Genomic DNA, 25289 nt, shown 5'->3' on the forward strand with positions numbered 1-25289 from the left:
CCCACAAATCCGGCCCTTTCTCCCTGACGCCGCCCTGAATTCCAGCGCGGCGTCGTTGCATGTGCGCCTTTTACGCGACATCAGTTGTTCATCTGAGCTGGTTTTCGGCCAGTTTCTGTATCTATGAATCATTATTCCAACACTGATAATTGCGCCTTCACTTTCATCTCAAGGATTGAGCAATGATTGAATCTCTGACTCGGCTGCAGATAGTTATTCGAACTATCGGCGCGGCAGACATGTGTACTCAGCAAGACAGGTACTTTCATAAAGTGCACCGACCCTGCAAATGGAAAAAGTTGTTTGAGTCTATTGTCGGACGCTTCTTTAAAAGGCGAGCTAAAAAAGCGTAGGAGCTTGTGGGAAGAGTCCTAAGGATGGCTTTTTAAAAGAGTTTTCCATTATTTTTCATTGGGTTGTGCGCCTGCGCGGGTGAGAAATGCTGCCCGGCAATTCATGTCGTTTTGTTGCGCGGTGCTAGTGTTTAAACGTCGACGCACACTACGTGGCGCGATTTTCCTACACGCAAAATAGGTCAAGCAATCACTGTCAGCAGTTGCTTGAAACTGATATTTCAACTTGGGTAGTAGAACTATGAGCACTATTCACGAACAGGCTATGAATCATGTTTACCAGCAAGTTCTGCAACGTCTGATCGGGCACTTCAGTCGCGCGGGACGTACCGCTCTCCAGTTACTGATCCAGCGAATCATTGTCGCGGCAGGCGGGATGGAACAGGTGGGGGACTTCAAGGTACTGGTGGCCCACGGTGGCGGTGAAGTGAGCAGCTATACCCTGGCGCTGCTGCGAGCGGCTCAACTGACCATTGCCGGTCGCGCGCCACGTACCTTTCAACTGAGGGTCGCGACGTTACGGCACGCGGGCATGACAGAGGGGCAGCTCGATACCCTGAATCGCGGCTACGGCCGGCTGTTTCTCCACGATGACCCGCGTGTCGAGTTGTTGATGGTGGAAAACCAGGAGGTACACCCCTTCAATCACCAGCGCCCGGCCTCAGCGATCGGGCGAAAGATCAGTCAGCGCAATATGTTGATGGTGGGCCATGTGAGCGCCGGGGACTGCCGCGCCACCCTGTGCAACGACACTTACCTGGCCGTCGGTGATTTTTACCAGCGTGTCACCACGTGCAATGGCGGCGTCCACGCGCTGGTCAGTGGTGACTCCCCGCGTAGGCAGAGTCAGTTTCTTGCCTGGCTCAAGAAAACCGCCCAGGGTGCAGGCGTCCGTGTTCCCAAGGGCCATCCGATGTCCCTCAACGCGTTGTTCGCACACATGGACGAGTGGAGCACCGGTTATTACCAGGATGTGTTCGGTGAGCATTACGTAGCCAGCGATAACCCCAGCACGGCAGGGCATCGTCACTTGGCCTACATCGGCATTGCCGACCTGCTGGAAGATGTCGACATCGCGTCGACCTCCCTGCTCACCGAGTTCATGGCCTACGCTCCCGATCCACTCGGCTTTCACTTCAGCCATCCGATCTATTCCAATCCGTTGCTGATGGCTCATCTGCGTGGGTTGCAGGCCGAATGCCTGCGTGAGCTGACTTATGAAGAGGGCGTCGAAGGTTTTGTCCAGCAGGCCGCCGCGTACATGCGCCGTCTGCGCATGCCCGACGACTTGCTTATTCAAGCCGGGACCCGCGAAGGGCGCATGCTCTGGAGTACCTACGCCCAGGAGTTCTTCGGCTTGGATGAGACCCAGCTGACCTGCCTGCTGTTTTCACCGTTTGTACATCACGGAGAGCGACTGGAAGGTTATCTGCGCCAATGTCACCCGGGCATGCTGGTGGCGTTGCCTGAGTTGCACAAAGTCCTCCAGGGCAACGGTTCCGCCGAAATGCTGCAGCAGTGGGTAACGGACACCAGCGGTTTGCCGATGCCCTTGTTGCAGCACCTGTACCGCAAGCGGCCGCTGGCCGGAGAAAACGGCATGTGTCGCGCCGCTGCGGCCCAGGGCGCCGCGCAGGCCGTGCCATTGTTCGGGCGATGACCCTGCGTGGCGAGCGTCAGGCGGATTTCGCGTACCAGGCGGTCTATCGCTACATGATCAGTCTGATCAACGAGGTCAGTACTGACACCCGGGTAAAACTGCCGTCGTTACGGCAGTTGGCCGGACGCCTGAACGTGTCCATTTCGACGATCCAGTACGCCTATGCGTTGCTGGAGAAGGAAGGCAGGGTGTATTCGGTGGCCAAATCCGGCTATTACGCCTGGCCGATGTCGGTAAACCCGCTGGCCTGGGCCGGCGGGGATCTGCTTGATCGCCTTTACGCGGCGGCCCGACGCCCCGGCATGCTGGTACTCAGTGGTGACGAGCCGGCATTGCTGGGCTCCCTGGATGAAACACTGCTGCGGCTCGAGCGGGAACTGGTGCGCCAGTACCCGTCGCATTTGCAGCCCTGGTCCCAGCCCTGCGGTGTATGGGAATTACGCGCAGCCCTGGCCGCGCGCTATACCTCGTCGCCCACGCGCTGCTGGCATGCCGACGATGTGTATATCGGTGCCGACCTGCGTGGCGTGCTGGATATCCTGATCGAAGTGCTGGGCCTGCGGGGCACCACCGTGATTGTCGAGTCGCCCTGTGACTGGCTGATCCTGCGCCTGTTGCAGGACGCCGGGGTACGCATCATCGAGTTGCCCTGGACGCCTGAGGGTCGCCTGGATCGAACCGTGCTGGGGAAGCTGTTGCGTGATGAGCCGGTGCATCTGGTGTTGCTCTCGTCTTCCGTCAGCCTGCCCGGCGGGGTGGCCATGTCAATCGACGAACGTCTCGACGTGGCACACCTGCTGGAGCAGTCCGGTTGCTGGTTGCTTGAAAACGACACCTTTGGTGAGCTGGGTTTCGAAGCCCCCCACACCGCATTGCGCGAACGGGTGAACCCTGAGCGGCTGATCGTGTTTTCTTCGTTCGAGAAGGTGCTTGGCTCGGAAGCCCCCTACGGCTACCTGCTGTGCCGGCACATGAGCAATGAGTTGCAGCGTCAGTTCCTGCTGCGCTCATTCCGTTTATCGTCGATCCGTCAGCGCGCGATTGCCCGTTTGTACCAAAGCAGGCGGATTGACCAGCACCTGCGCACACTGCGCCAACGCTTGAGCGAGCAGGCGGCGCACATGAGCCAGCGCCTGGAGCAGCATCTGGGCGACCAGGTGACTTATCGGATGCCGGCCGCCGGTGCCGCGTTCTGGCTGGCCTCTACCCGTGCGGTGGACATGCGCCAGGCATTTCAGCGCCTGCTGGCACGGCAAGTGGTGATCGCCCCCGGGGAGCTGTTCAGTGTCAGTGGCTTGCACCAGCAGCACCTGCGCGTGAGTCACACCTTTCACGGGCAACCCAATCTGGACATTGCCCTGGAAGCATTGAGCGACGCGTTGCGCCAGGCGCAGACTGGGTGAAATTTCTCTTAACGATGTAGGATCGATACCGTCGCGCAGCAGTCCAACTCTCAGTAAACTGCCATTTTTTCCGAATCCTTCTATCCGAGGTTTATGCATGACAATCAGTCCTTTTGCGGGCAAACCGGCGCCGGCCCAGTTGCTGGTGGATATCCCGCGACTGGTCACGGCCTATTACACCGGCCAGCCTGATGCAGCGATCTCCACTCAGCGCGTAGCCTTTGGTACCTCCGGGCACCGTGGCAGCTCATTCGAACTGAGCTTCAACGAATGGCATGTGCTTGCCATCAGCCAGGCCATCTGCCTGTATCGCGAAGCCCAGGGCATCGACGGCCCGCTGTTCGTCGGCCTGGACACCCACGCGCTGTCGACCCCGGCCGGTGCCAGCGCACTCGAAGTGCTGGCCGCCAATGGTGTGCACGTGATGCTGGCCGAAGGCGATGAATACACGCCAACCCCGGCAATTTCCCACGCCATCATCTGCTACAACCGTGGCCGTACCAGCGGCCTGGCCGACGGCATCGTTATCACGCCGTCCCACAACCCGCCGCAAAGTGGTGGCTACAAGTACAACCCGCCCAACGGCGGCCCGGCCGATACCCACGTCACCAAGTGGATCGAAGCCAAGGCCAACGAGCTGCTGGCCAGTAAACTGGCCGGGGTCAAGCGCATCACCCATGCGCAGGCGCTCAAGGCCGACACCACCCATCGCCATGACTACCTCAACAGTTACGTGGCCGACCTGATCAACGTGATCGACATGGACGCCATCCGCAGTGCCGGCCTGCGCCTGGGCGTGGATCCGCTGGGCGGAGCAGGGGTGCGCTACTGGTCGGCGATTGCCGAGCACTATCGACTGAACCTGGAGGTGGTGAACACTGAAGTCGACGCCACGTTCCGCTTCATGAGCGTCGACTGGGACGGCCAGATCCGCATGGACCCGTCCTCCAGCTACGCCATGCAAGGCCTGATCGGTCTCAAGGAGCGCTTTGACGTAGCGTTCGCCTGCGACCCGGACCATGATCGCCATGGCATCGTGACCCCGTCCGGCGGCCTGTTGGCGCCGAACAACTACCTGGCGGTGTCCATCGACTACCTGTTCCAGAACCGTCCCAACTGGCGCGCCGATGCGGCCGTGGGCAAGACCGTGGTCAGCAGCGGCCTGATCGATCGCGTGGCCGCGCGCATGGGGCGGCGCCTGTATGAAGTGCCGGTGGGCTTCAAGTGGTTTGCCGATGGCCTGTTCGAGGGTTCATTGGGCTTTGGCGGCGAAGAAAGCGCCGGGGCGTCGTTCCTGCGCAAGGATGGCACGGTGTGGAGCACCGATAAGGACGGCCTGATCCCGGCCTTGCTGGCGGCGGAAATGACCTCGCGCAAAGGCCAGGACCCGAGCCAGATCTACCGTGGCCTCACCGATGCCTTGGGCGAGCCGTTCGCCATTCGTGTCGACGCCAAGGCCACGCCGGCGCAGAAAGCCTTGTTGGGTAAGCTGTCGCCTGAGCAAGTGACCTCCACGCGACTGGCCGGGGAAAGCATCCAGCAGATCCTCAGCCACGCGCCGGGCAACGACCAGGCGATTGGCGGCCTGAAAGTGATGACCGAAAACGGCTGGTTCGCCGCACGGCCATCGGGCACCGAGGACATCTACAAGATCTACGCCGAGAGCTTTATTGGTGAAGATCACCTCAAGCAACTGGTGCAAGAGGCACAGATACTGGTAGACGGCGCCATCTCCCAGTAACGCCGCAAAACCCTGTGGGAGGAGGATTGCCTTCCTCCCTCAGGGTTGATCAGGCCAGGTCGACCAACACGATCTCGCTGTCTTCAATCGCCGTCACCCGTAACACCTGCTCATCCTCAACCGCTACACCGTCTCGAGCCTGCGCACGCAAGCCGTTGACTTCAATCACGCCGGTCGCCGGCACGAGGTAAGCTCGGCGCCCGCTGTCCAAGCGGTATTCCGCGCTTTCCCCGGCTTTCAGGTTCGCCGCTACCAGGCGTGCATCCGCGCGGATGCGCAAGCTCTCGCTGTCACCGGCCTTGCCACTGGCCAGGGTCACAAACCCTTCGCGATCGCCTTTCGGAAACGGCTTGGCGCCCCAGGAAGGTGGCAGGCCGGCCTCGTTAGGGATGATCCAGATCTGGAAAATCTTGGTCGGCGTGGCTTCCAGGTTGTACTCGCTGTGGGCGATCCCCGTGCCTGCGCTCATCACCTGCACATCGCCGGCTTCGGTGCGGCCCTTGTTGCCCAGGTTGTCGGCGTGGCTGATGGCGCCTTCACGGACATAGGTAATGATCTCCATGTCGCGATGGGCGTGCTGCGGGAAGCCGGTGCCGGGGGCGATGATGTCGTCGTTCCAGACCCGCAGGTTGCCCCAGTGCATGCGCTTGGGGTCGTGGTATTCGGCAAATGAAAAGTGGTGATGGGCGTCAAGCCAGCCGTGGTGGGCGCCGCCCAGGGCGTTGAAAGGTCGAAGTTCAAGCATGATCGTCTCCTGTTGATGGCGCTATGATCCGTGAGCCCATGATCGATAAAAAGCGTAAAAAATGCCTGATTCCTATCAGCAGATTCGATGGGTAAACAGTGTCTTGACTTTCACTTCATCGCCTAACTGCATGACGGTAAAGCAATTGGCTGGAACTGAGCGCCGATTCCGGCGACCATGGTGCCCTTGTCAAAACCCAGCTCATCGCAGGAGTCCGCGTGCCGCAACACAAGCCTGATCTGCCCCCCGAACTGCGCCCACTGGCGGAAATGCCCCTACTCAAACGCCTCGCCGCACGCCTGTTTGGCCATGGCCTGACGCGTTTGCGCGCACAGCATCGGTTTTCCTGGTTGCACGGGCAGGCCGATGGTTTTCGCAGTGGTCACGAGGCCGGCGTGGAGTATGGCTATCGCGAGGGCAAGGCCGATGGCATCGAGGAGGGCCGACAAGTCCTGTTGATCCGCGACTTCCGTCCCGATGAGCACCGCGCGCCCGGCGTCGATGACAGCCTGTTCGACGATTGGCGGCTGCCCTTGACCGCCGACATGAAGAAACGCATCAAGGCTGATGTGGCCCGCTTGCTGCCGGCCCATGCCCAGCCTAGCGCGGCACAATGGAAGATGATCTTCAGCGATACGCCGTCAACCTCGGTGATCGCCGGTGCCGGCGCGGGTAAATCCACCTCGCTGGTGCTGCGTATTTTGCTGCTCACCCATTACCTGGGCTTCGAATTGAGCTCGATGACCGTGGTCACCTTCACCCGCGAGTCGCGCAAAGACTTCATCAACAAGCTCATGGACATTCTCACCCTGTGGGGCCAACCCATTGGCATGAAAGAAGCCCAGGCGGTGGTGCGCACCTTTCACTCGCGCATCCTGCCGATGGTCCGCAGCCTGCCGGGTTTTGAACGCCTGCAGGCGTTCGAAAACCTCAGTGCCGGTTTCGAAGACGCTGACAGCAACCCGTTCGACCTGCGCATCAGCGACGCCCAGCGCCAGCAGATGAATGCCTGCTACCACCAGTTGCAGGGGCGACATGCACGGTTTCGTGAACTGATTGCGCCGCTGGCACGCCACGGCCTGCAACTGCGCGAACTGGAGCGCGATCATCCGGATGTACAGAAGCGCATAGCGGTGACCGAACTGGCGGCCAAGCGCGATGAAGAACTCTGCGATGTGATCGAGGACCTGTGGTTTCGTGCCGGCGCCTGGCCGATCAAGGGGATTGAGCCCAGTCGCCAACGCTTCGAAATCAATGGCGCGCAGTTCCATTGCCACGGCTATATCCCGGCGCTGGATGCGTGGGTAGTGCTGGGCTTTGATCCCAGGGAAAATGCCCAGATCAGCCGGCCGAATTCGAAGCTGTCGGTCCGTGCAGAGTGGGCGGTAAAGCGCACCCTGTTTCAAGCTTTCTGTCGTAAACCATTGATATGGCTGGATAGCTATGATGCATCAAAGCGTCTGTTAAGCAGCCTTGCCGGGGACGCCAGCGCAGGTCCCGGCTTTGATTACAAGGTCAAGGGCGAGCTGGCGTCGGCGCCGCTGCTGGACAGTTTCGTGATGGCCGCCGGCTTTATCGAGAACCTGGGGCTGGACGTGCCGACCGCCGTCGGCCAGATGACTTTCGCCAAGGACGACCCGGACCGCTTCTTCTTCGAAGCCCTGAGCATTTTCTGGAAAGCCCTGGAAGACCACCTGCTGGATCAGTCGCCGCCGATCATGACCTATAACCGCATGTTCTCGCTGTTCGGCGAGAACACCCCGGAAAACCTCAAGCTCCTCAGCGATCCGCTGCTGCGGCCGATGTCGCACCTGATGATCGACGAATTCCAGGACGTATCGCCCCAGATCGTTTCGTGGATACGCGCCAGCCTGCGGGAAATCCGCAGTCGTGGGCCGGCGATGCATGTGGGCCGTGGCGCGCAACGTTCGTCCTTGCTGTGCGTGGGCGATGACTGGCAGTCGATCTACGGCTGGCGCGGCAGTTCGCCCAAGTACTTCATGGAATTCAACCAGGAATTCCCGGCGCCGAGTACTACCCGCGTCATGCTCGGCGAGAACTACCGCAGCCATCAGCACATCATCGACGCCGCAGAACATATCGTGCGCGCCGCACCGGCCATCCCGGGGAAAAAGGCCAAGGCCAGCGGCACGCCAAAAGCCTTGGTGCCGGTCACGGTACTGGAGCGGGACGATGCGGCGTTGGGGCGGCAACTGCTGGAGCATTATCAACGGGGCGATTCGATATTAATGCTGTATCGAAAAAGTAGCGATAAGCTGCTGATTCAAGAGCATATTCAGTCGACTGTTAATGTTGATTCTAGCTTGCCTGCAGCCGCGCGCAGGTTGAAGCAGCTGACGTACCACAGCGCCAAGGGACTGCAGGCGGATGCGGTATTCCTGCTCGGTGATTGCCAGCATGTGACCAGCTCGCCCTACAAGAACCAGGTCTACCGCATGGCGGGCCTGGGCAAGGAAGGGGACAGCGAACCCTATGACACTGCGCAAAAGGACGAAGTGCTGCGCCTGGCCTACGTCGGGATTACCCGGGCCGTGAGCCATTGCTACTGGTATGTGGAAAAACCCGAAGGCCAGGCGGTGAATGTGCCCAAGGCCTCGGAGCGGGTCGACGGCAGGAAAGCGTTTTTCGACGATCAGCGCCACTAGAGAATGAACGCAATCGAACTGTGGGAGGGGGCTTGCTCCCGATAGCGTTGTTTCAGTCACTGTAGGTGGTGACTGGCACTCTGCTATCGGGAGCAAGCCCTCTCCCACAGTTGACCATCTTTCTGTTGGCTGCGGATCAGGCCCTCAGCGACAACGGCGGCACAAACGACTCCAACTCATCCTCCACCGCCTCGATAATCCGCTCCACATCGGCAGCATTCATCACGGTGGCGCAGGGGATGCCGGCGATGGCAATCAGCGTCTCGCCGCTGGCCCGGTCGAACAGGCGGGCGACCATACTGCCGGGCGCATCCATGCTGCCCTCGAAGCCCATCGGATGAAAATGCCAGCGCATCAGCTGGCAGGCGTTGGGGAATGTCACTTTGTTCATGTTGCCCACCTTGTTCATTGAGCGCTTCCTTTAGCTCGCGGCAGGGGGCCAGGACCGTCACTGGTCGTGGCGTCGTAGAAGCTAAAAATAGCATTCGTTCGCAAGTACAAGGTGACTTTTTCTGCCCCGTTCGGCGGTTGTCAGCCATTCACTTGATGTGGGTCATCTCTTACCAATGATTGGGCACAATGCCACTAATGCGAAGTTCCAATTGGCCATTGTCGGCACTGACAAAATTCGGCAATCTCCGAGGTTTACCCGCCTCAGAGCCTTCCATGCCCGACATCGCGCCAGACGATGATTGCCATAACACCCACGCCACGCGTGAGCTGGTGCTGCGCCACCACCTGTGCTGGCGTCATCGCGACCTTGACGGCGTGATGTCCTACTACCACCCGGACATCCAGTACCACGACTTTTTCCAGAACCGTGTGGTCGGTTACGCCGAACTGCGTGAGTACCTGCAAGCCAGCATGCCCCGCGAAGCCGACGAGGCCATTGAACATACCGACCGCATCCGCGCCGATGGCGACACGGCGTTCATCCAGTACCGCATCACCTTACGCGGCGGTCAGGGGCTGGTGTCATTCCGCACCAGCGAGGCCATCACCGTCCGCGATGGGTTGATCTGGCGCGTCAACGAGTACGCGTCATTGGTGCATGAACAACCCTCCCAGACCCAGCGCCCCAGCGTCAGCCGCCTGGGCCTGTCACCCCAGCAATTGGGGCATATGGCCAATGACTTGCAGCAGTACTTCGAGCGCAGGCAGCCTTATCTGGACCCGGAACTGGACCTGCAACGCGTCGCCAGGGAGTGTGGCTACAGCCGCAATCAGATTTCCTACCTGCTCAACCAGGTGCTGGGGCAAAGTTTCTACCGCTACGTCAACCAGGCTCGGCTCCAGCACCTGCTGGCCGCACTGGATACAGCGCAGCCACCGATCAAGGTCGACGACCTGGCCTTCGCCGCCGGTTTCAATTCGTTGTCGGCGTTCTACAGCGCCTTCCGCCAGCACACTGGCCAGTCGCCCAAGGCCTACGTCAAACAAATTTCCCTGCGTGCACGCGCGCAAGACAGCGAATAACCCGCAGTTCTAGGATCCCCCATCGAAACGTGGTTGGGGAACTTGGCATGCCGGCTTGGCGCACTATCAGTTTATGGATGGACCAACTGGACGACCCGCTGTCGGCGCGGCCGGCCCTTGAGCATGACCTGGACGTCGATGTGGCCATTATCGGTGCCGGCTACACCGGACTGTGGACCGCCTACTACCTGAAACGCCAGGCGCCTGAGTTGAAGATCGCGATTATCGAGGCGCAAACCGCCGGCTTCGGCGCCTCGGGCCGTAATGGCGGCTGGCTGATGGGCAATCTGCTGGGCGAAGACCGCCTGCTGGCCGGCCTTGCGCCTGAACAGCGCCGCGCCTCATTCGACCTGTTGCATGGCATTCCCGATGAAGTGGCCCAGGTCCTGACCCGTGAAGGTATCGACTGTGACTTCCGCAAGGGCGGCGCTCTGTACTGCGCCGCGCGCTATCCCGAACAGGAAGGCAGCCTGCGCGCTTATCTGGACAAACTCTACGCCCAAGGCCTGACCGAAGCCGACTACCGCTGGCTGAGCCCTCGACAGTTGGTTGAACAGATTCGCATCGCCAAGCCCTATGGCGGTATCCATGCCCCCCATGTCGCCACGATCAACCCGGCCAAGCTGGTGCGCGGTCTTGCGCGGGTGGTGGAGAGCATGGGCGTGACGATTTATGAAAACAGTCCGGTCACCCACTGGCAGTCCGGCACTGTGCGCACCGCCAAGGCCCGTGTACGCGCTGCCTGGGTGGTGCCGGCTGTCGAAGGTTATGCGAATACCTTGCCGCCCCTGGGCCGATACCAGTTGCCGGTGCAAAGCCTGATCGTTGCCACCGAACCGCTGCCCGCCGGTACCTGGGATGAAATCGGCCTGAGCCATGGCCAGGCTTTTGGCGAAAGCAGCCGCCAGGTCACCTATGGCCAGCGTACCGCGGATAACCGCCTGGTGTTCGGCGCCCGCGGCGGTTACCAGTTCGCCGGCAAATTGCGCCACAACTTTGATTTGACTGACAGCGAAGTGGCACTGCGCCGCTACCTGTTCGGCGAACTCTTCCCACAGCTGAAAAAGGTGCGAATTACCCATTCCTGGGGCGGCAACCTTGGCATGTCGCGCCGTTTCCGCCCGCACATGCTCTGCGATCACAAGACCGGCATCGCCCTGGCCGGTGGTTACGGCGGGGAGGGCGTCGGTGCCACCAACCTGGGCGGCCGCACCTTGGCCGACCTGATCCTTGGTCGCGACACACCGCTGATCCACCAACCCTGGGTGATCCGCGAGCGTGGCCTGCACGCGCTCAAGGCCTGGGAGCCGGAGCCATGCCGCTGGCTCGGCTACAACGCGATCATTCGCAGTTTTGTCCATGAAGACCAGGTGCTGGCCAACCCCAACACAGCACCTTGGCGCCGCAAGCTGGCGATCGGCATAGCCGGGTTCATGGAAGGTTTCATGCATTGAGCCGTTTCACCTACACGAGAAAACCCCATGAGCATCACTCACTTCAAAGACACGCTGCATGCCCACCTGCCGGACTCATCACCGGTGGCCGTGCCCCTGGGCGAGCCGATCGCCGTGGCCTCGACCTTGAGCGTTGAGCGCAGCGACGGCGTCGAGACCGGTATCTGGGAATGCACGCCGGGCCGCTGGCGTCGGCAGATCAAGGCCCAGGAGTTTTGCCACTTTATACAGGGGCGCTGCACCTTCACCCCTGACAACGGTGAAATCGTTCACATACAAGCCGGTGACGCACTGATGTTGCCGGCCAACAGCACCGGTATCTGGGACATCCAGGCAACCGTGCGCAAAACCTACGTACTGATTTTGTAACGCTTTGATCCTTGATCGCCTGCCATAAAAACAGCCCTAAAATCGCCAGGAAATCGAACCATGAAAGCCATTGCCCTGTTGCCCTTGATGTTGGTGGCCTCTATCAGCCAGGCCGCCGAGACGGTGAAGATCTACAACTGGTCCAGCTATATCGCGCCGGACACCACGAAGAATTTCCAGAAACAAACCGGCATCGGTTTCAGCTACGACGTGTATGACAGCAACGAAACCCTCGACGGCAAGCTGATGACGGGTAACTCCGGCTACGACGTGGTGTTTCCGTCCAACCACTTCATGGCACGGCAGATCCAGGGCGGCGCCCTGAAGAAGCTCGACAAGAGTCAGTTGCCCAACTGGAAAAACCTCAACCCCGTGCTGCTCAAGGCCCTGGAAAACAACGACCCGGGTAATGCCCATGGCTTCCCGTACCTGTGGGGCAGTACCGGCATCGGTTACAACATCGACAAGGTCAAGGCGGTGCTGGGGGATAACGCACCGGTGGACTCCTGGGACCTGATCTTCAAGCCCGAGTACATGGAGAAGCTCAGCAAGTGCGGGGTGGCGATTCTCGATAACGGCCCGGAATTGCTGCCTATCGCCCTTAACTACCTGGGGCTGCCGCCCCACAGTAAAAAACCCGAGGACTACAAAAAGGCCGAGGCGCTGCTGATGAAAGTGCGGCCGTATGTCGCGTACTTCCACTCCTCGAAATACACCGGCGACCTGGCCAATGGCGACATCTGCGTGGCGGTCGGTTTCTCCGGCGACGTACTGCAAGCCGAAAGCCGCGCCAAGGAGGCCAAGAATGGGGTGAAGATCGGCTATGAGATTCCCAAGGAAGGCGCCGCAATCTGGTTCGACATGGTCGCCATGCCCGCCGATGCCCCCGATGAAAAGGCCGGCTACGCGTTCATGAACTACCTGCTGGAGCCCCAGGTGATGGCGGACATCACCAACTCCGTGCACTACGCCAACGGCAACCGTGCAGCGGATAGCCTGGTAGACCCTGAGATCAAGGCGGACACCAAGATCTACCCCAGTGACGAAATGATGGGCAAGTTATTCGCACTGGAAGCGATGCCGCTGAACATCGACCGGATTCGCACGCGGGTGTGGAACACCATTCGTATGGGCCGCTGAAGAAGTCTGATGTGGGGGGAGGGCAAGCCCCCCCCATTAATCTGAGTCTTGCATAAACAATTTCAGGCGACCGCATTCTTGTGGTGAGCGGGCTTGTCCCGCGTTGGGGTGCGGAGCGGCCCTGAGCGGTGTATCAGGTATTCCTCTGCGCCTGGTTTTGGGGCTGCTGCGCAGCCCGACGCGGGACAAGCCCGCTCACCACAGAGGTCCCAGTTTGCTGAGCGACAGCGCCATGTGGGACCTCCCACATTTGGTTTGAGTGCAACCTTGGTTTCACGGGTTTTCCAGGTCATGCCCCAACGACTGGATAAACAATGAAAACAGTTCCGGTTGTGACGAGATATCCAGCTTCGCGTACAGATGCCGGCGGTGCACCTTCACCGTGTCCGGCGAGATATGCAGGCGTTCGGCCATGGCCTTGGACGAGAACCCGCGCAGTACCAGGCGGGCGATTTCCAGTTCGCGGTCCGAAAGCACGCCGCAGCCGAATTGGCTCAGCGCATCCCGGATCTGGCTGTCCATGGCCGGCACGCGCCGGGTGCTTTGTTGCCAGTGCTGCTGCATCAACGGCAGCACCCAGGCCGACAGGGTGGTCATCAGCCCGGTTTCCTCAACGCTGAATCGCCGCTGCATGCCCAGTGACAGCGACAGCGTCCCCGCGCCCGGCAATTGCAGGATCAACTGCACCTCGTCTTCCAGCACATTGTCGTGAAAGTAACTGAGAAAATACTCGCTCTGGCGAAAATGGTCCGGCGCCACTTCCTCAAGGCGATACACACCGCTGGCATAACCCTCGCGACAGGCCTGGAAGAACGGATCGAGCAAATACAGGCCATTGAGGTACACCAGCATCGACGCCGGCTTGCTGCTCGGCTGGGCGTCGTATTCTTCCAGGGCCTGGGGCGGGCCCTCCACGGGGTAGAAGATCGCCAGCGCGTTATCGAAGGGCACGCACTGGTGCAACAACAGCACCAGCTGTTTCCAGAAACGCTCGGTGCCGATGTGCGCAACGGTGCGGCCCAGGCCGGCGTGCATGCCGACTTCACGAAACAGGCTCATGTAGCAGGCTCCCGCCAACAAAAGATCGTCCCAAGGGTTCGGCTTTTGCCGGGTTCCGTCAAGGGGAGTACGCCAATAGGGGAATTGGCTGGCACTAGCCCAACCGTTAACGTCGGCAGCATCCAGCGGGAAACATATCCCGCCACTTTCAGACCTTTCGTTTCTGCCTCACACCAAGAACAACGACAGAGGATAACGATATGAGCACTTCCCCCGCGCCCGATGGCGTGCTGAAACCCACCCTGAGCGTCTTCGATGTGGTGGCCATTACCGTTTCAGCGGTGACCCCCGCCAGTTCCGTCTTCGTGATCGCGCCCTTTGCCATCCAGCAGGCCGGCAGCGGCGTGTTCCTGGCGTTCGTGATGGCAGGGCTGCTGGCGCTGATGTTCGCGTTTTGCTACGCCGAACTGGGCCGCGCCCATAACAGCGCCGGTGGCGAGTATGTGTATGCCAAGCGCGTGTTCGGTGGCATGGCCGGCTACGCGACGTTCCTGACCGTGCTGGTGATGCTGTTGTTTATTCCGCCGGTATTGGCCACCGGTGCCGCAACCTATCTCAACAATGCCCTGGGTACCACCTTCGACGCGCAAACCGTGGCCCTGGTGATCGTGGTGTGCAGCTACGCCCTGGGCATCCTCAATATCAAGCTCAACGCCTGGATCACCGGGACCTGCCTGCTGCTGGAAGTCGCGGCGTTGCTGGTGATCGTGTGCATCGGCTTCGGTAACCCGGTGCAGCCCGCCAGCGTGCTGTTTCAACCCCAGATCGTCGAAAACGGTGTATTGCACCTGGCGCCTTGGGCTTTGGTGATCGGCGCGGTAGGCATTGGCCTGTTTTCCTACAACGGTTACGGCCCCGCCGTATTGCTGGCCGAAGACATGAAATGCGGGGGCAAGGGCGTACACAAGGCGGTGCTGTGGTCCCTGGGCCTGGTGGTGGTGATCGAGCTGGTGCCGATCACGGCGCTGTTGATCGGCGCGCCGTCACTGAGTGCGATGATCAGCAGCCCGGACCCCATCGGCTACCTGCTCACCAGCCATGGCAATGAAACCCTGTCGCGCCTGGTCAGCGCGGGCATCTTCCTGTCGGTGTCCAATGCCATCGTCGCCATCGTTATCCAGATCGGCCGCGTGGTGTTCAGCAGCGGGCGCGATGCATTGTGGACGCCTACCATTAACAAGCTGTTCACCCGCATTCATCCGCGCTGGGATTCACCCTGGCTGGCCACGTTGTTCCTGGCGATCCCGTCGGCGTTGCTGAGCTTCAGCTCCAACCTGGCCGACCTCACCTCGTTCAGCGTATTACTGATCATATTGGTGTACCTGGTGGTGGCGTTGAGCGCGCTGATGAGCCGCGTGCTGCTGCGCGACCGCGAGCATCCCTATCGCATGCCGCTGTGGCCGTTGCCGGCGCTGCTGGCTGTGCTGGGCGCGGGTTACTTGCTGGTGACCTTGATCTACGCGGCGTCAGTACGCGACATCATGATCATCATCGGCTTGCTGGCCCTGTCGGTGATTCTGTATTGCATCAGCGGCCGGTCGAGTCCGGCCTTTCAGAAATTGTAAGGAGTGGTTATGCGTGCACGTCAATTGGGCATCACGTTGGGGCTGGGCACACCCGGCGAGTTCAATGCCATCACCGACGTTCCCGGGGTCCGGGTCGGTCACAGTACGCTCAAGACCCGTGTCGACGGTAAACAGGTGCGCACTGGCGTCAGCGTGGTCCAGCCCCGCGCCGGGGAAGCGCGGTTGCAGCCGTGCTTTGCCGGGTATCACGTGCTGAACGGCAATGGCGACGCCACCGGCCTGGAATGGATCAGCGAGGCAGGCCTGTTGACCACGCCGCTGGCCATCACCAACACCCACAGCATCGGCATCGTGCGCGACACCTTGATTGCCCTGGAGCGCGAGCGCCTGGCGGATCCGGCGGTGTACTGGTGCATGCCGGTGGTGATGGAAACCTACGACGGCCTGCTCAACGACATCTGGGGCCAGCACGTCACCCCCGAGCATGTGCGCCAGGCGCTGGAGAGCGCCGAACGCGGCCCCGTGCAAGAAGGCGCCGTGGGCGGTGGGACGGGGATGATCTGCCATGAATTCAAGGGCGGTATCGGCAGCGCTTCGCGGCGCTTGCCGGCAGAGCAGGGCGGCTGGACCGTCGGCGTGCTGGTGCAGGCCAACCATGGCAAGCGCCAGGAGCTGCGGGTCGACGGTTATCCGGTGGGCCGCCGCTTGATGGACATCCCGTCACCCTTCGCCGAACGAGGCACGCCGGGCATGGGCTCGATCGTGGTGATCATCGCCACGGATGCGCCCCTGCTGCCGCACCAATGCCAGCGCCTGGCACAACGCGCGTCTATCGGCATCGCGCGCACCGGCGGCGGCACCGAGGACTCCAGCGGCGACCTGTTCCTGGCCTTCGCCACCGGCAACCAGGATCTGCCGCCAGCAGACTACGCGCGCAAGGGCCTGCCGTTGAGCAGCACCTTACAGATGGTGAATAACGATCATATTTCCCCGCTGTTCAGCGCTGCGGCGGAAGCGGTAGAAGAAGCGATCATCAACGCGATCCTGGCGGGCGAAGACATGGTGACCGACGACGGCGTACAGGTGCCAGGTTTGAAAAGCGAGACCTTGTTACAGGCATTGCACGACACGGGTTGGCGCGTGTCCCGGTAATAGGGGACAACGCCGATATATAAATATAAATAGTGGCTGTTTAATGTTGCCAATGACACCGTGACAATATTATGGATCCAATTATCAAGTGTGCCGCTCAACTTGAGCGGCATTAACGCTATTTAATATTTAAATAAGTGCCCGGTGTGTTTTGTCAGACAAAAGCAACGCCACCCAATAAATACAGAGCCAAACTTGTTGGCGCTATTGTGGGTCCGCTTTTCAGGTTGGAAAAGATGTAGACGAAAGATTTCAAGTTGTGTCAGTTTCGTGACGCCTTCAAAAGAGGCGAGTGATAGGACGATCTCGCCCGCGAGATTCCTATCGATCAAAGACTGATGAACTTGCAAACAAGGAAGTACGTTTATGTCAAAAGTTAAAGACAAGGCTATCGTGTCGGCGGCGCAAGCCAGCACCGCTTACTCGCAAATCGATAGCTTCAGCCATCTGTATGACCGTGGTGGCAACCTCACGGTCAATGGCAAACCCTCCTATTCCGTTGACCAGGCAGCCACCCAGCTGCTGCGCGACGGCGCCGCGTACCGGGACTTTGACGGCAACGGCAAGATCGACCTGACCTACACCTTCCTGACCTCGGCGTCCTCGAGCACCATGAACAAACATGGCATCTCGGGCTTCAGCCAGTTCAACGCCCAGCAGAAGGCACAGGCCGCACTGGCCATGCAATCCTGGTCGGACGTGGCCAACGTCACCTTTACCGAAAAAGCCAGCGGCGGTGACGGCCACATGACATTCGGCAACTACAGCAGCGGCCAGGACGGCGCGGCAGCCTTCGCCTACCTGCCCGGCACCGGTGCAGGCTACGACGGCACCTCGTGGTACCTGACCAACAACAGCTACACGCCGAACAAGACCCCGGACCTGAACAACTACGGCCGGCAGACGCTGACCCACGAAATCGGGCACACCCTGGGCCTGGCTCACCCTGGCGACTACAACGCCGGCGAAGGCGCCCCGACCTACAACGACGCGACCTATGGACAGGACACGCGTGGCTACAGCCTCATGAGTTACTGGAGCGAGAGCAACACCAACCAGAACTTCAGTAAAGGCGGGGTAGAAGCCTATGCCTCCGGCCCGCTGATCGACGACATCGCCGCGATCCAGAAGCTCTACGGTGCCAATTACAACACCCGCGCCGGCGACACCACCTACGGGTTCAACTCCAACACTGGGCGTGATTTCCTCAGCGCCACGTCCAACGCCGACAAGCTGGTGTTCTCGGTCTGGGACGGTGGTGGCAATGACACCCTGGACTTCTCCGGCTTCACCCAGAACCAGAAGATCAACCTCAATGAGGCCTCGTTCTCCGACGTTGGCGGCCTGGTGGGCAACGTCTCCATCGCCAAGGGCGTGACCGTCGAGAACGCGTTCGGCGGTGCGGGCAACGACCTGATCATCGGCAACAACGCGGCCAACGTGATCAAGGGTGGCGCCGGCAACGACCTCATCTACGGCGCTGGCGGCGCGGATCAACTGTGGGGCGGCGCGGGCAACGACACGTTTGTGTTCGGCGCCAGTTCCGACTCCAAGCCAGGAGCGGCGGACAAGATCTTTGACTTCACCTCGGGCTCCGACAAGATCGACCTCAGCGGCATCACCAAAGGGGCCGGCCTGACCTTCGTCAATGCCTTCACCGGGCATGCCGGCGATGCGGTATTGAGCTACGCGGCAGGTACCAACCTGGGCACCCTGGCGGTCGACTTCTCCGGGCACGGCGTGGCGGATTTCCTCGTCACCACCGTCGGCCAGGCAGCGGTCAGCGACATCGTGGCATGATGCACGGGCGCGGCGCGCAAGCGCCGCGCCTCCAGGCTGGAGCGTACAGATGCAGCGTTTTTACAATGTGATCGCCTGCGTGTTGCAGGTGATGTTCGTGTCGGCAGGAGCCCACGCAATGGCGAGCAGTCTTGTTTTACCTACCAGCGCCCAACTGGCCGGGCATTGGCAGTTGCACCAGCAGGATCAGGTGTGTGCACTGGACCTGCTCGAGCAGGCCAATGCCCTGGGCGGCGATGTGGCCTGTGTGGCGCAGTGGCTGGGGGACAAGCCCCTGACCTGGTCGCCCACACCCGACGGTATCTGGCTGTTCAATGCCGAAGGCAGCGGGATCACTCATCTGAATCGTCAGAAGGACGGTGAGTACCAGGCTCGGACGAAGTCCGGCACCGTGGTTGAATTAAAACGAGTGCCTTAGTTGTTGTTATAAGCCTATAACTCGATTTCATTAGTTGAGCGACCTCTATCGCAGAGGGCGGCAAACTTATGCGCGTAATTTGATTCAAGGAAGATCAGAACCTATGGCCAGGCCCCATGCGGTTGCGCCTTTATTCAAGGCGCTGGGTGAATACAAGAGCATCTTGATCAGCGTCGGTTGTTTTACCGCTTTGATTAACCTGTTGATGCTGGTGCCGTCGATCTACATGCTGCAAGTGTATGACCGTGTGCTCTCCTCGCAGAATGAAACCACCCTGGTGATGTTGACCCTGATGGTGGTGGGCTTCTTTGCCTTTATTGGCCTGCTCGAAGTCATCCGCAGTTTTATCGTGATCCGCATCGGCAGCCAGTTGGAGCGGCGTTTCAACTTGCGCGTATACAAGGCCGCGTTCGAACGCAACCTGCAACGCGGCCAGGGGCATGCCGGGCAATCCTTGGGGGATTTGACCCATATCCGCCAATTCATCACCGGCCCGGCGCTGTTCGCGTTCTTCGATGCGCCGTGGTTTCCCATCTACCTGTTTGTGATTTTCCTCTTCAACGTGTGGCTCGGGGTGTTGGCCACCGCCGGCGCAGTGCTGTTGATCGGCCTTGCGTGCCTCAACGAATACTTGACCAAGAAGCCATTGGGCGAGGCCAGTGGTTTCTCCCAGCAGTCGACGCAGCTGGCCACCAGCCATTTGCACAACGCCGAAACCATCCAGGCCATGGGCATGCTCGGCGCGTTGCGCCACCGCTGGTTTGCTGTGCATTCGCAGTTCCTGGGTTTGCAGAACAGAGCCAGTGATACCGGGTCGGTGATCACCTCGTTGAGCAAATCCCTGCGCCTGTGCCTGCAATCCCTGGTGCTGGGCCTGGGCGCGCTGCTGGTGATCAAGGGCGACATGACCGCCGGGATGATGATCGCGGGCTCGATCCTGATGGGCCGTGTACTCAGCCCCATCGACCAGTTGATTGCCGTCTGGAAGCAATGGAGTTCGGCCAAGCTGGCCTATCAGCGGCTGGACGAACTGCTGCGCGAGTTCCCGCCGGAAGTGGAGCAGATGAAATTGCCCGCACCCAAGGGCCAGGTCAGCTTCGAACAGGTCAGCGCGGGGCCGCCCGGGCGGCGCATGCCCACTCTGCATCAGGTCAGCTTCACCCTTGGCGCCGGTGAAGTGCTCGGCGTGCTTGGCGCCTCTGGCTCCGGCAAATCCACCCTGGCCCGTGTGCTGGTGGGCGTGTGGCCGACCCTGGCCGGCACCGTGCGCTTGGACGGTGCGGATATTCACCGCTGGGACCGCGACGACCTCGGCCCGCACATCGGCTACCTGCCCCAGGACATCGAACTGTTCAGCGGCAGCATCGCCGACAACATCGCACGTTTTCGCGAGGCCGACCCCGAGCTGGTAGTGAAAGCTGCGCAGCAAGCCGGCGTGCATGAATTGATCCTGCGCCTGCCCCACGGTTATGACACGGTCCTCGGCGATAACGGCGGTGGTCTGTCCGGCGGCCAGAAACAACGCGTAGCCCTGGCACGTGCGCTGTACGGTGGGCCGCGCTTGATCGTCCTGGATGAGCCCAATTCCAACCTCGACACCGTCGGCGAAGCCGCGCTGGCCAGCGCCATTGTGCAGATGAAGGCCCAGGGCAGCAGTGTGGTGCTGGTGACCCATCGTTCTTCGGCCTTGGCCCAGGCCGATAAATTGCTGGTGCTCAACGAAGGGCGTTTGCAGGCATTCGGGCCAAGCCAGGACGTGCTGCGGGCGTTGTCGGGCCAGCATGAAGCACCGAAGGATAAACCCGGTGTGAGTTTCAGCCGTCAGTATCAAGCCGGAAGGAATCCAGGCGCATGAGCAGTATCACTGTTGAACCACGTTTCAAAGAGCGCGACGCCCGGTTCTTTGCGCGCATGGGCTGGCTGCTGACCCTGGTCGGTGCCGGTGGCTTTTTCCTCTGGGCCAGCCTGGCGCCCCTGGACCAAGGCATCCCGGTGCAGGGCACGGTGGTGGTGTCGGGCAAACGCAAGGCGGTGCAAACCTTCAGCCCCGGCGTGGTCAGTCGGATCCTGGTCAAGGAGGGTGAGCTGGTGAAGCAAGGCCAGCCGCTGTTCCGTCTCGACCAGACCCAGCACCAGGCCGACGTGCAGTCCCTGCAAGCCCAGTACCGCATGGCCTGGGCCAGCGTCGCGCGGTGGCAGAGCGAGCGCGACAATCAATCCGCTATCACCTTTCCCTCCGAGCTGAGCAGCAACCCCGACCCGGCACTGGCGTTGGTCTTGGAAGGCCAGCGCCAATTGTTCAGCAGCCGTCGCGAAGCCTTTGCCCGTGAACAGGCGGGCATCCGCGCGAATATCGAGGGCGCCACCGCGCAGCTCAACGGCATGCGCCGCGCCCGCAGCGACCTGACCGCCCAGGCCCAGTCCCTGCGCGACCAACTGAGCAACCTGCAACCCCTGGCCGACAACGGCTATATCCCGCGCAACCGGCTGATGGAGTACCAACGCCAGCTGTCCCAGGTGCAACAGGACCTGGCGCAGAACACCGGAGAGAGCGGCCGGGTGGAGCAGGGCATCCTTGAATCGCGCCTGAAATTGCAGCAGCACAGCGAGGAATACCAGAAGGACGTGCGCAGCCAGTTGGCCGACGCGCAATTGCGCAGCCTGACCCTGGAGCAGCAACTCACCTCGGCCGGCTTCGATCTGCAACACAGCGAGATCAACGCACCGGCCGACGGCATTGCGGTCAACCTCAGCGTGCACACCGAAGGCGCCGTGGTGCGTGCCGGTGAAACCCTGTTGGAAATCGTGCCCCAGGGCACGCGCCTGGAAGTGGAAGGGCATTTGCCGGTGCACCTGGTGGACAAGGTCGGCACGCACCTGCCGGTGGATATCCTGTTCACCGCCTTCAACCAGAGCCGCACCCCGCGTGTGCCGGGGGAGGTCAGCCTGATTTCCGCCGACCAGATGCTCGACGAAAAAACCGGCGCGCCGTATTACGTGCTGCGCACCACCGTCAGCGAGGCGGCGCTGGAGACCCTCCACGGCCTGGTGATCAAGCCGGGCATGCCCGCCGAGATGTTCGTGCGCACCGGCGAGCGCTCGTTACTCAATTACCTGTTCAAGCCGCTGCTCGACCGCGCCGGCTCCGCGTTGACCGAGGAATGAGCATGAAAGCTGTGTTCATCGCCTTGCTGTTCACCTGCGTCAATGCCCAGGCCGCCATGGGCCCGTTCGATGTGTACGAGCAGGCCTTGCGTAACGATCCGGTGTTTCTCGGTGCGATCAAGGAGCGCGACGCCGGCCTGGAAAACCGCACCATCGGCCGCGCCGGCTTGCTGCCCAAACTGTCGTACAACTACAACAAGGGCCGCAACAACTCCCAGGCCACGTTGCCCGACGGCCGCGGCGGCAATTACCACGACGACCGCAACTACAACAGCTACGGCTCGACCTTCAGCCTGCAACAGCCGCTGTTCGACTATGAGGCCTACGCCAACTACCGCAAGGGCGTGGCCCAGGCACTGTTCGCCGACGAAAGCTTTCGCGACAAGAGCCAGGCCTTGTTGGTGCGGGTGCTGAGCTATTACACCCAGGCGCTGTTTGCCCAGGACCAGATCGATATCGCACGGGCCAAGAAGAAAGCCTTCGAGCAGCAGTTCCAGCAGAACCGGCACCTGTTCCAGCAGGGCGAGGGCACCCGCACCGATATCCTCGAAGCCGAGTCGCGCTATGAGCTGGCCACCGCCGAAGAGATCCAGGCGTTGGACGAACAGGATGCCTCGCTTAGAGAACTGGGCGCGCTGATCGGTGTGCAAAGCGTCAATATCCACGACCTCGCCCCGTTGAACGAAGGCTTCGCCGCGTTCACCTTGACCCCAGCGAACTACGACACCTGGCATGAACTGGCGATCAGCAACAACCCCACGCTGGCGTCCCAGCGCCAGGCCCTGGAAGTCGCACGTTATGAAGTGGAGCGCAACCGCGCCGGGCACCTGCCCAAGGTCACTGCGTATGCCAGTTCGCGCCAGCAGGAGTCCGACAGCGGCAACACCTACAACCAGCGCTACGACACCAACACCATCGGCGTCGAAGTGAGCCTGCCGTTGTATGCCGGTGGCGGCATCTCCGCGTCCACTCGCCAGGCCAGCCGCGCCATGGAACAGGCCGAGTATGAGCTGGAAGGCAAGACCCGCGAGACCCTGATCGAACTGCGTCGGCAGTTCAGTGCCTGTCTGTCCGGCGTGAGCAAACTGCGCGCCTATCAAAAAGCCCTGGCCTCCGCAGAAGCGCTGGTGGTGTCGACCAAACAGAGCATTCTCGGTGGCGAGCGGGTCAACCTCGATGCGCTGAACGCCGAACAACAGCTCTACAGCACGCGGCGCGACCTGGCCCAGGCGCGTTACGACTACCTGATGGCCTGGACCAAATTGCACTACTACGCCGGCAACCTGCGCGACACCGACCTGGCCAAGGTGGATGAGGCGTTCGGGTCGGCACCGCATTAATTGACTTTCTCGACAATTCCAACAACAGAGAGGCAAGACCATGGGCGTGTTTGACTATAAAAACCTCGGGGCCGAGGGCTCCAAAGCGTTGTTCGCCGATGCCATGGCGATCACGCTGTATACCTACCACAACCTGGATAACGGCTTTGCCGTGGGCTACCAGCACAACGGCCTGGGGCTCGGTTTGCCCGCCACGCTGGTGGGCGCACTGCTGGGCAGCACGGATTCCCAGGGCGTGATTCCCGGCATTCCCTGGAACCCGGATTCGGAAAAAGCCGCCCTGGACGCCGTACAGGCTGCAGGCTGGACCCCCATCAGCGCCAGCACCCTGGGCTATACCGGCAAGGTCGACGCCCGCGGTACGTTCTTCGGCGAAAAGGCTGGCTACACCACGGCCCAGGTCGAGGTGCTGGGCAAGTACGACGACGCCGGCAAGTTGCTGGAAATCGGTATCGGTTTTCGCGGTACGTCGGGCCCTCGGGAAACGCTGGTCAGCGACTCCATTGGCGATCTGGTCAGCGATCTGCTCGCGGCCTTGGGGCCCAAGGATTACGCCAAGAACTACGCCGGCGAAGCCTTTGGCGGCCTGCTCAAGAACGTCGCCGACTACGCCAGTGCCCACGGCCTCAGCGGCCACGACGTGGTGGTCAGCGGCCACAGCCTGGGCGGCCTGGCGGTCAACAGCATGGCCGACTTGAGCAGCAGCAAATGGGCAGGTTTCTACCAGGACGCCAACTACCTGGCCTACGCCTCGCCGACCCAGAGCGCCGGCGACAAGGTGCTTAATATCGGCTACGAAAACGACCCGGTATTCCGGGCGCTGGACGGCTCATCCTTCAATTGGTCATCGTTGGGCGTGCATGACAAACCCCATGAATCGACCACCGACAATATCGTCAGCTTCAACGACCACTACGCTTCGACGCTGTGGAATGTGCTGCCGTTTTCCATCACCAACCTGCCGACCTGGATCTCCCATTTGCCTACGGGGTATGGCGATGGGATGACGCGCATCCTCGAGTCCGGGTTCTATGGGCAGATGAGCCGCGACTCGACGATTATCGTCGCCAACCTGTCCGACCCGGCACGCGCCACCACCTGGGTGCAGGACCTCAACCGCAATGCCGAACCGCACAAGGGCGATACCTACATCATTGGCAGCGACGGCAATGACCTGATCCAGGGCGGCAAGGGCGCGGACTTCATCGAGGGTGGCAAGGGCAATGACACGATCCGCGACAGCAGCGGGCATAACACCTTTTTGTTCAGCGGGCCGTTTGGCCAGGACCGGATTATCGGCTATCAAGCAACGGACAAGCTGGTGTTCAGGGACGTTGAGGGGAGTGCGGATTACCGTGATCACGCCAAGGTCGTGGGCGGGGATACGGTGATCAGTTTTGGCGCGGACTCGGTGACGTTGGTGGGTGTGGTTGGCTTGTCGGGGGAGGGGATTGTGATCGGTTAAAACGGTGGGAGGGGGCCAAGCCCTCTCCCACATTTGATCAGTGCGGGCCGCTGGAAATCAGTCCTCCTTGCGCACCGTCGCCACATCGTCGGCTTTGACACGGATGTGTTTGCCGGCAATGTCGGTGAACTCGTAGAAACCATCGGCCGTCTTGGTTTTTGGAGAGTCTTTGGTCAAATACTGCGTGCCATTTTGCAGCGTCACTACGGTTTGCGTCGCGCAACCGGCCAATACCAGAAAAGTGAGTGCAACCAGTGGCAGCCCCAAATTCTTCATGTTCATAACCCTTACCGTTAACCCTGAAAAGTCCCGCGCCAAGGCTGCGGGCCATAAATTTTACGCCATCGACTCCCCCAT

Annotated in this window: 20 protein-coding genes; 16 read left to right on the forward strand and 4 right to left on the reverse strand. The window is 60.9% G+C overall.

Features of this window, described 5'->3' with window-relative positions; translation table 11 throughout:
• The first annotated feature begins 594 nt into the window (after positions 1-594).
• The 3 genes from NIBR502773_RS29800 (at position 595) to pgm (ending at position 5157) form a co-directional block, all read left to right on the forward strand.
• On the forward strand, positions 595-2013 hold the full coding sequence (locus NIBR502773_RS29800; RefSeq protein WP_141157707.1) for a hypothetical protein: 1419 nt from the start codon (positions 595-597) through the stop codon (positions 2011-2013).
• Complete coding sequence (locus NIBR502773_RS29805) at positions 2010-3416, forward strand: PLP-dependent aminotransferase family protein (protein WP_141157896.1); 1407 nt, start codon at positions 2010-2012, stop codon at positions 3414-3416. The genes NIBR502773_RS29800 and NIBR502773_RS29805 overlap by 4 nt, the downstream gene beginning before the upstream one ends.
• A gap of 97 nt (positions 3417-3513) precedes the next feature.
• Positions 3514-5157: a phosphoglucomutase (alpha-D-glucose-1,6-bisphosphate-dependent) gene (gene pgm / locus NIBR502773_RS29810; protein ID WP_141157708.1), complete on the forward strand. Its 1644-nt coding sequence runs from the start codon at positions 3514-3516 to the stop codon at positions 5155-5157.
• 49 nt (positions 5158-5206) lie between these two features.
• Here the strand turns inward: pgm and NIBR502773_RS29815 are convergent, their stop codons facing one another.
• Positions 5207-5902: a pirin family protein gene (locus tag NIBR502773_RS29815; RefSeq protein ID WP_141157709.1), complete on the reverse strand. Its 696-nt coding sequence runs from the start codon at positions 5900-5902 to the stop codon at positions 5207-5209.
• A gap of 218 nt (positions 5903-6120) precedes the next feature.
• Between NIBR502773_RS29815 and NIBR502773_RS29820 the strand changes: the two genes are divergently transcribed.
• A complete protein-coding gene (locus NIBR502773_RS29820) occupies positions 6121-8568 on the forward strand; it encodes a UvrD-helicase domain-containing protein (protein WP_141157710.1) in 2448 nt (815 codons plus the stop codon).
• Between the two features lie 136 nt (positions 8569-8704).
• Here NIBR502773_RS29820 and NIBR502773_RS29825 read toward each other — a convergent pair whose 3' ends face one another.
• On the reverse strand, positions 8705-8977 hold the full coding sequence (locus NIBR502773_RS29825) for a DUF1652 domain-containing protein (RefSeq protein WP_027605770.1): 273 nt from the start codon (positions 8975-8977) through the stop codon (positions 8705-8707).
• Positions 8978-9234: 257 nt separating this feature from the next.
• On the opposite strand from NIBR502773_RS29825, the gene NIBR502773_RS29830 reads away from it, so the two are divergent.
• The 4 genes from NIBR502773_RS29830 to NIBR502773_RS29845 are packed head-to-tail and all read left to right on the forward strand — an operon-like array spanning position 9235 to position 13007.
• On the forward strand, positions 9235-10044 hold the full coding sequence (locus NIBR502773_RS29830) for an AraC family transcriptional regulator (RefSeq protein WP_141157711.1): 810 nt from the start codon (positions 9235-9237) through the stop codon (positions 10042-10044).
• A 47-nt stretch (positions 10045-10091) separates the two neighbouring features.
• Positions 10092-11498, forward strand: coding sequence for an FAD-binding oxidoreductase (locus NIBR502773_RS29835; RefSeq protein WP_141157712.1), 1407 nt, complete (start codon positions 10092-10094; stop codon positions 11496-11498).
• A 27-nt stretch (positions 11499-11525) separates the two neighbouring features.
• Positions 11526-11867 carry a cupin domain-containing protein gene (locus tag NIBR502773_RS29840; RefSeq protein WP_141157713.1) on the forward strand — a complete coding sequence of 114 codons (342 nt, stop codon included), beginning with the start codon at positions 11526-11528 and terminating at the stop codon, positions 11865-11867.
• A gap of 60 nt (positions 11868-11927) precedes the next feature.
• Entirely contained in the window at positions 11928-13007 is a 1080-nt protein-coding gene (locus NIBR502773_RS29845) for a polyamine ABC transporter substrate-binding protein (RefSeq protein ID WP_141157714.1), read from the forward strand.
• Positions 13008-13280: 273 nt separating this feature from the next.
• On the opposite strand, the gene NIBR502773_RS29850 is transcribed toward NIBR502773_RS29845, so the two are convergent.
• Positions 13281-14066 carry a helix-turn-helix transcriptional regulator gene (locus NIBR502773_RS29850; protein WP_065941434.1) on the reverse strand — a complete coding sequence of 262 codons (786 nt, stop codon included), beginning with the start codon at positions 14064-14066 and terminating at the stop codon, positions 13281-13283.
• Between the two features lie 200 nt (positions 14067-14266).
• Here NIBR502773_RS29850 and NIBR502773_RS29855 point away from each other — a divergent pair, with 200 nt between their 5' ends.
• The 8 genes from NIBR502773_RS29855 to NIBR502773_RS29890 all read left to right on the forward strand — a co-directional run bounded on the left by NIBR502773_RS29855 (position 14267) and on the right by NIBR502773_RS29890 (position 24932).
• On the forward strand, positions 14267-15631 hold the full coding sequence (locus NIBR502773_RS29855) for an APC family permease (RefSeq protein ID WP_141157715.1): 1365 nt from the start codon (positions 14267-14269) through the stop codon (positions 15629-15631).
• A 9-nt stretch (positions 15632-15640) separates the two neighbouring features.
• Positions 15641-16744 (forward strand): P1 family peptidase, encoded by a 1104-nt coding sequence (locus NIBR502773_RS29860; protein WP_141157716.1) that lies wholly within the window; start codon positions 15641-15643, stop codon positions 16742-16744.
• Between the two features lie 366 nt (positions 16745-17110).
• Positions 17111-18544 (forward strand): serralysin family metalloprotease, encoded by a 1434-nt coding sequence (locus NIBR502773_RS29865; protein ID WP_065941437.1) that lies wholly within the window; start codon positions 17111-17113, stop codon positions 18542-18544.
• A gap of 49 nt (positions 18545-18593) precedes the next feature.
• Positions 18594-18962: an AprI/Inh family metalloprotease inhibitor gene (locus NIBR502773_RS29870; RefSeq protein WP_027605779.1), complete on the forward strand. Its 369-nt coding sequence runs from the start codon at positions 18594-18596 to the stop codon at positions 18960-18962.
• Between the two features lie 103 nt (positions 18963-19065).
• Positions 19066-20817: a type I secretion system permease/ATPase gene (locus tag NIBR502773_RS29875; RefSeq protein ID WP_141157717.1), complete on the forward strand. Its 1752-nt coding sequence runs from the start codon at positions 19066-19068 to the stop codon at positions 20815-20817.
• Positions 20814-22127 carry an HlyD family type I secretion periplasmic adaptor subunit gene (locus NIBR502773_RS29880; RefSeq protein ID WP_065941440.1) on the forward strand — a complete coding sequence of 438 codons (1314 nt, stop codon included), beginning with the start codon at positions 20814-20816 and terminating at the stop codon, positions 22125-22127. The genes NIBR502773_RS29875 and NIBR502773_RS29880 overlap by 4 nt, the downstream gene beginning before the upstream one ends.
• Before the next feature lie 2 nt (positions 22128-22129).
• Positions 22130-23467, forward strand: coding sequence for a TolC family outer membrane protein (locus NIBR502773_RS29885; protein ID WP_141157718.1), 1338 nt, complete (start codon positions 22130-22132; stop codon positions 23465-23467).
• Between the two features lie 40 nt (positions 23468-23507).
• Complete coding sequence (locus NIBR502773_RS29890) at positions 23508-24932, forward strand: lipase (protein WP_141157719.1); 1425 nt, start codon at positions 23508-23510, stop codon at positions 24930-24932.
• 57 nt (positions 24933-24989) lie between these two features.
• On the opposite strand, the gene NIBR502773_RS29895 is transcribed toward NIBR502773_RS29890, so the two are convergent.
• Positions 24990-25214, reverse strand: a complete 225-nt coding sequence (locus tag NIBR502773_RS29895; protein WP_065941443.1) for a YgdI/YgdR family lipoprotein — start codon at positions 25212-25214, stop codon at positions 24990-24992.
• Positions 25215-25289 lie beyond the last annotated feature (75 nt).

It is taken from the genome of Pseudomonas sp. NIBRBAC000502773 (genome assembly GCF_006517195.1).
GTDB lineage: Bacteria > Pseudomonadota > Gammaproteobacteria > Pseudomonadales > Pseudomonadaceae > Aquipseudomonas > Aquipseudomonas marginalis.

What these genes read in the sequence shown, in the direction of transcription:
- NIBR502773_RS29800 (WP_141157707.1), top strand. Translation starts at nt 595, where the DNA reads ATGAGCACTATTCACGAACAGGCTATGAATCATGTTTACCAGCAAGTT.
- NIBR502773_RS29805 (WP_141157896.1), top strand. Translation starts at nt 2,010, where the DNA reads ATGACCCTGCGTGGCGAGCGTCAGGCGGATTTCGCGTACCAGGCGGTC.
- pgm (WP_141157708.1), top strand. Translation starts at nt 3,514, where the DNA reads ATGACAATCAGTCCTTTTGCGGGCAAACCGGCGCCGGCCCAGTTGCTG.
- NIBR502773_RS29815 (WP_141157709.1), bottom strand. Translation starts at nt 5,902, where the DNA reads ATGCTTGAACTTCGACCTTTCAACGCCCTGGGCGGCGCCCACCACGGC.
- NIBR502773_RS29825 (WP_027605770.1), bottom strand. Translation starts at nt 8,977, where the DNA reads ATGAACAAGGTGGGCAACATGAACAAAGTGACATTCCCCAACGCCTGC.
- NIBR502773_RS29830 (WP_141157711.1), top strand. Translation starts at nt 9,235, where the DNA reads ATGCCCGACATCGCGCCAGACGATGATTGCCATAACACCCACGCCACG.
- NIBR502773_RS29835 (WP_141157712.1), top strand. Translation starts at nt 10,092, where the DNA reads ATGCCGGCTTGGCGCACTATCAGTTTATGGATGGACCAACTGGACGAC.
- NIBR502773_RS29840 (WP_141157713.1), top strand. Translation starts at nt 11,526, where the DNA reads ATGAGCATCACTCACTTCAAAGACACGCTGCATGCCCACCTGCCGGAC.
- NIBR502773_RS29845 (WP_141157714.1), top strand. Translation starts at nt 11,928, where the DNA reads ATGAAAGCCATTGCCCTGTTGCCCTTGATGTTGGTGGCCTCTATCAGC.
- NIBR502773_RS29850 (WP_065941434.1), bottom strand. Translation starts at nt 14,066, where the DNA reads ATGAGCCTGTTTCGTGAAGTCGGCATGCACGCCGGCCTGGGCCGCACC.
- NIBR502773_RS29855 (WP_141157715.1), top strand. Translation starts at nt 14,267, where the DNA reads ATGAGCACTTCCCCCGCGCCCGATGGCGTGCTGAAACCCACCCTGAGC.
- NIBR502773_RS29860 (WP_141157716.1), top strand. Translation starts at nt 15,641, where the DNA reads ATGCGTGCACGTCAATTGGGCATCACGTTGGGGCTGGGCACACCCGGC.
- NIBR502773_RS29865 (WP_065941437.1), top strand. Translation starts at nt 17,111, where the DNA reads ATGTCAAAAGTTAAAGACAAGGCTATCGTGTCGGCGGCGCAAGCCAGC.
- NIBR502773_RS29870 (WP_027605779.1), top strand. Translation starts at nt 18,594, where the DNA reads ATGCAGCGTTTTTACAATGTGATCGCCTGCGTGTTGCAGGTGATGTTC.
- NIBR502773_RS29875 (WP_141157717.1), top strand. Translation starts at nt 19,066, where the DNA reads ATGGCCAGGCCCCATGCGGTTGCGCCTTTATTCAAGGCGCTGGGTGAA.
- NIBR502773_RS29880 (WP_065941440.1), top strand. Translation starts at nt 20,814, where the DNA reads ATGAGCAGTATCACTGTTGAACCACGTTTCAAAGAGCGCGACGCCCGG.
- NIBR502773_RS29885 (WP_141157718.1), top strand. Translation starts at nt 22,130, where the DNA reads ATGAAAGCTGTGTTCATCGCCTTGCTGTTCACCTGCGTCAATGCCCAG.
- NIBR502773_RS29890 (WP_141157719.1), top strand. Translation starts at nt 23,508, where the DNA reads ATGGGCGTGTTTGACTATAAAAACCTCGGGGCCGAGGGCTCCAAAGCG.
- NIBR502773_RS29895 (WP_065941443.1), bottom strand. Translation starts at nt 25,214, where the DNA reads ATGAACATGAAGAATTTGGGGCTGCCACTGGTTGCACTCACTTTTCTG.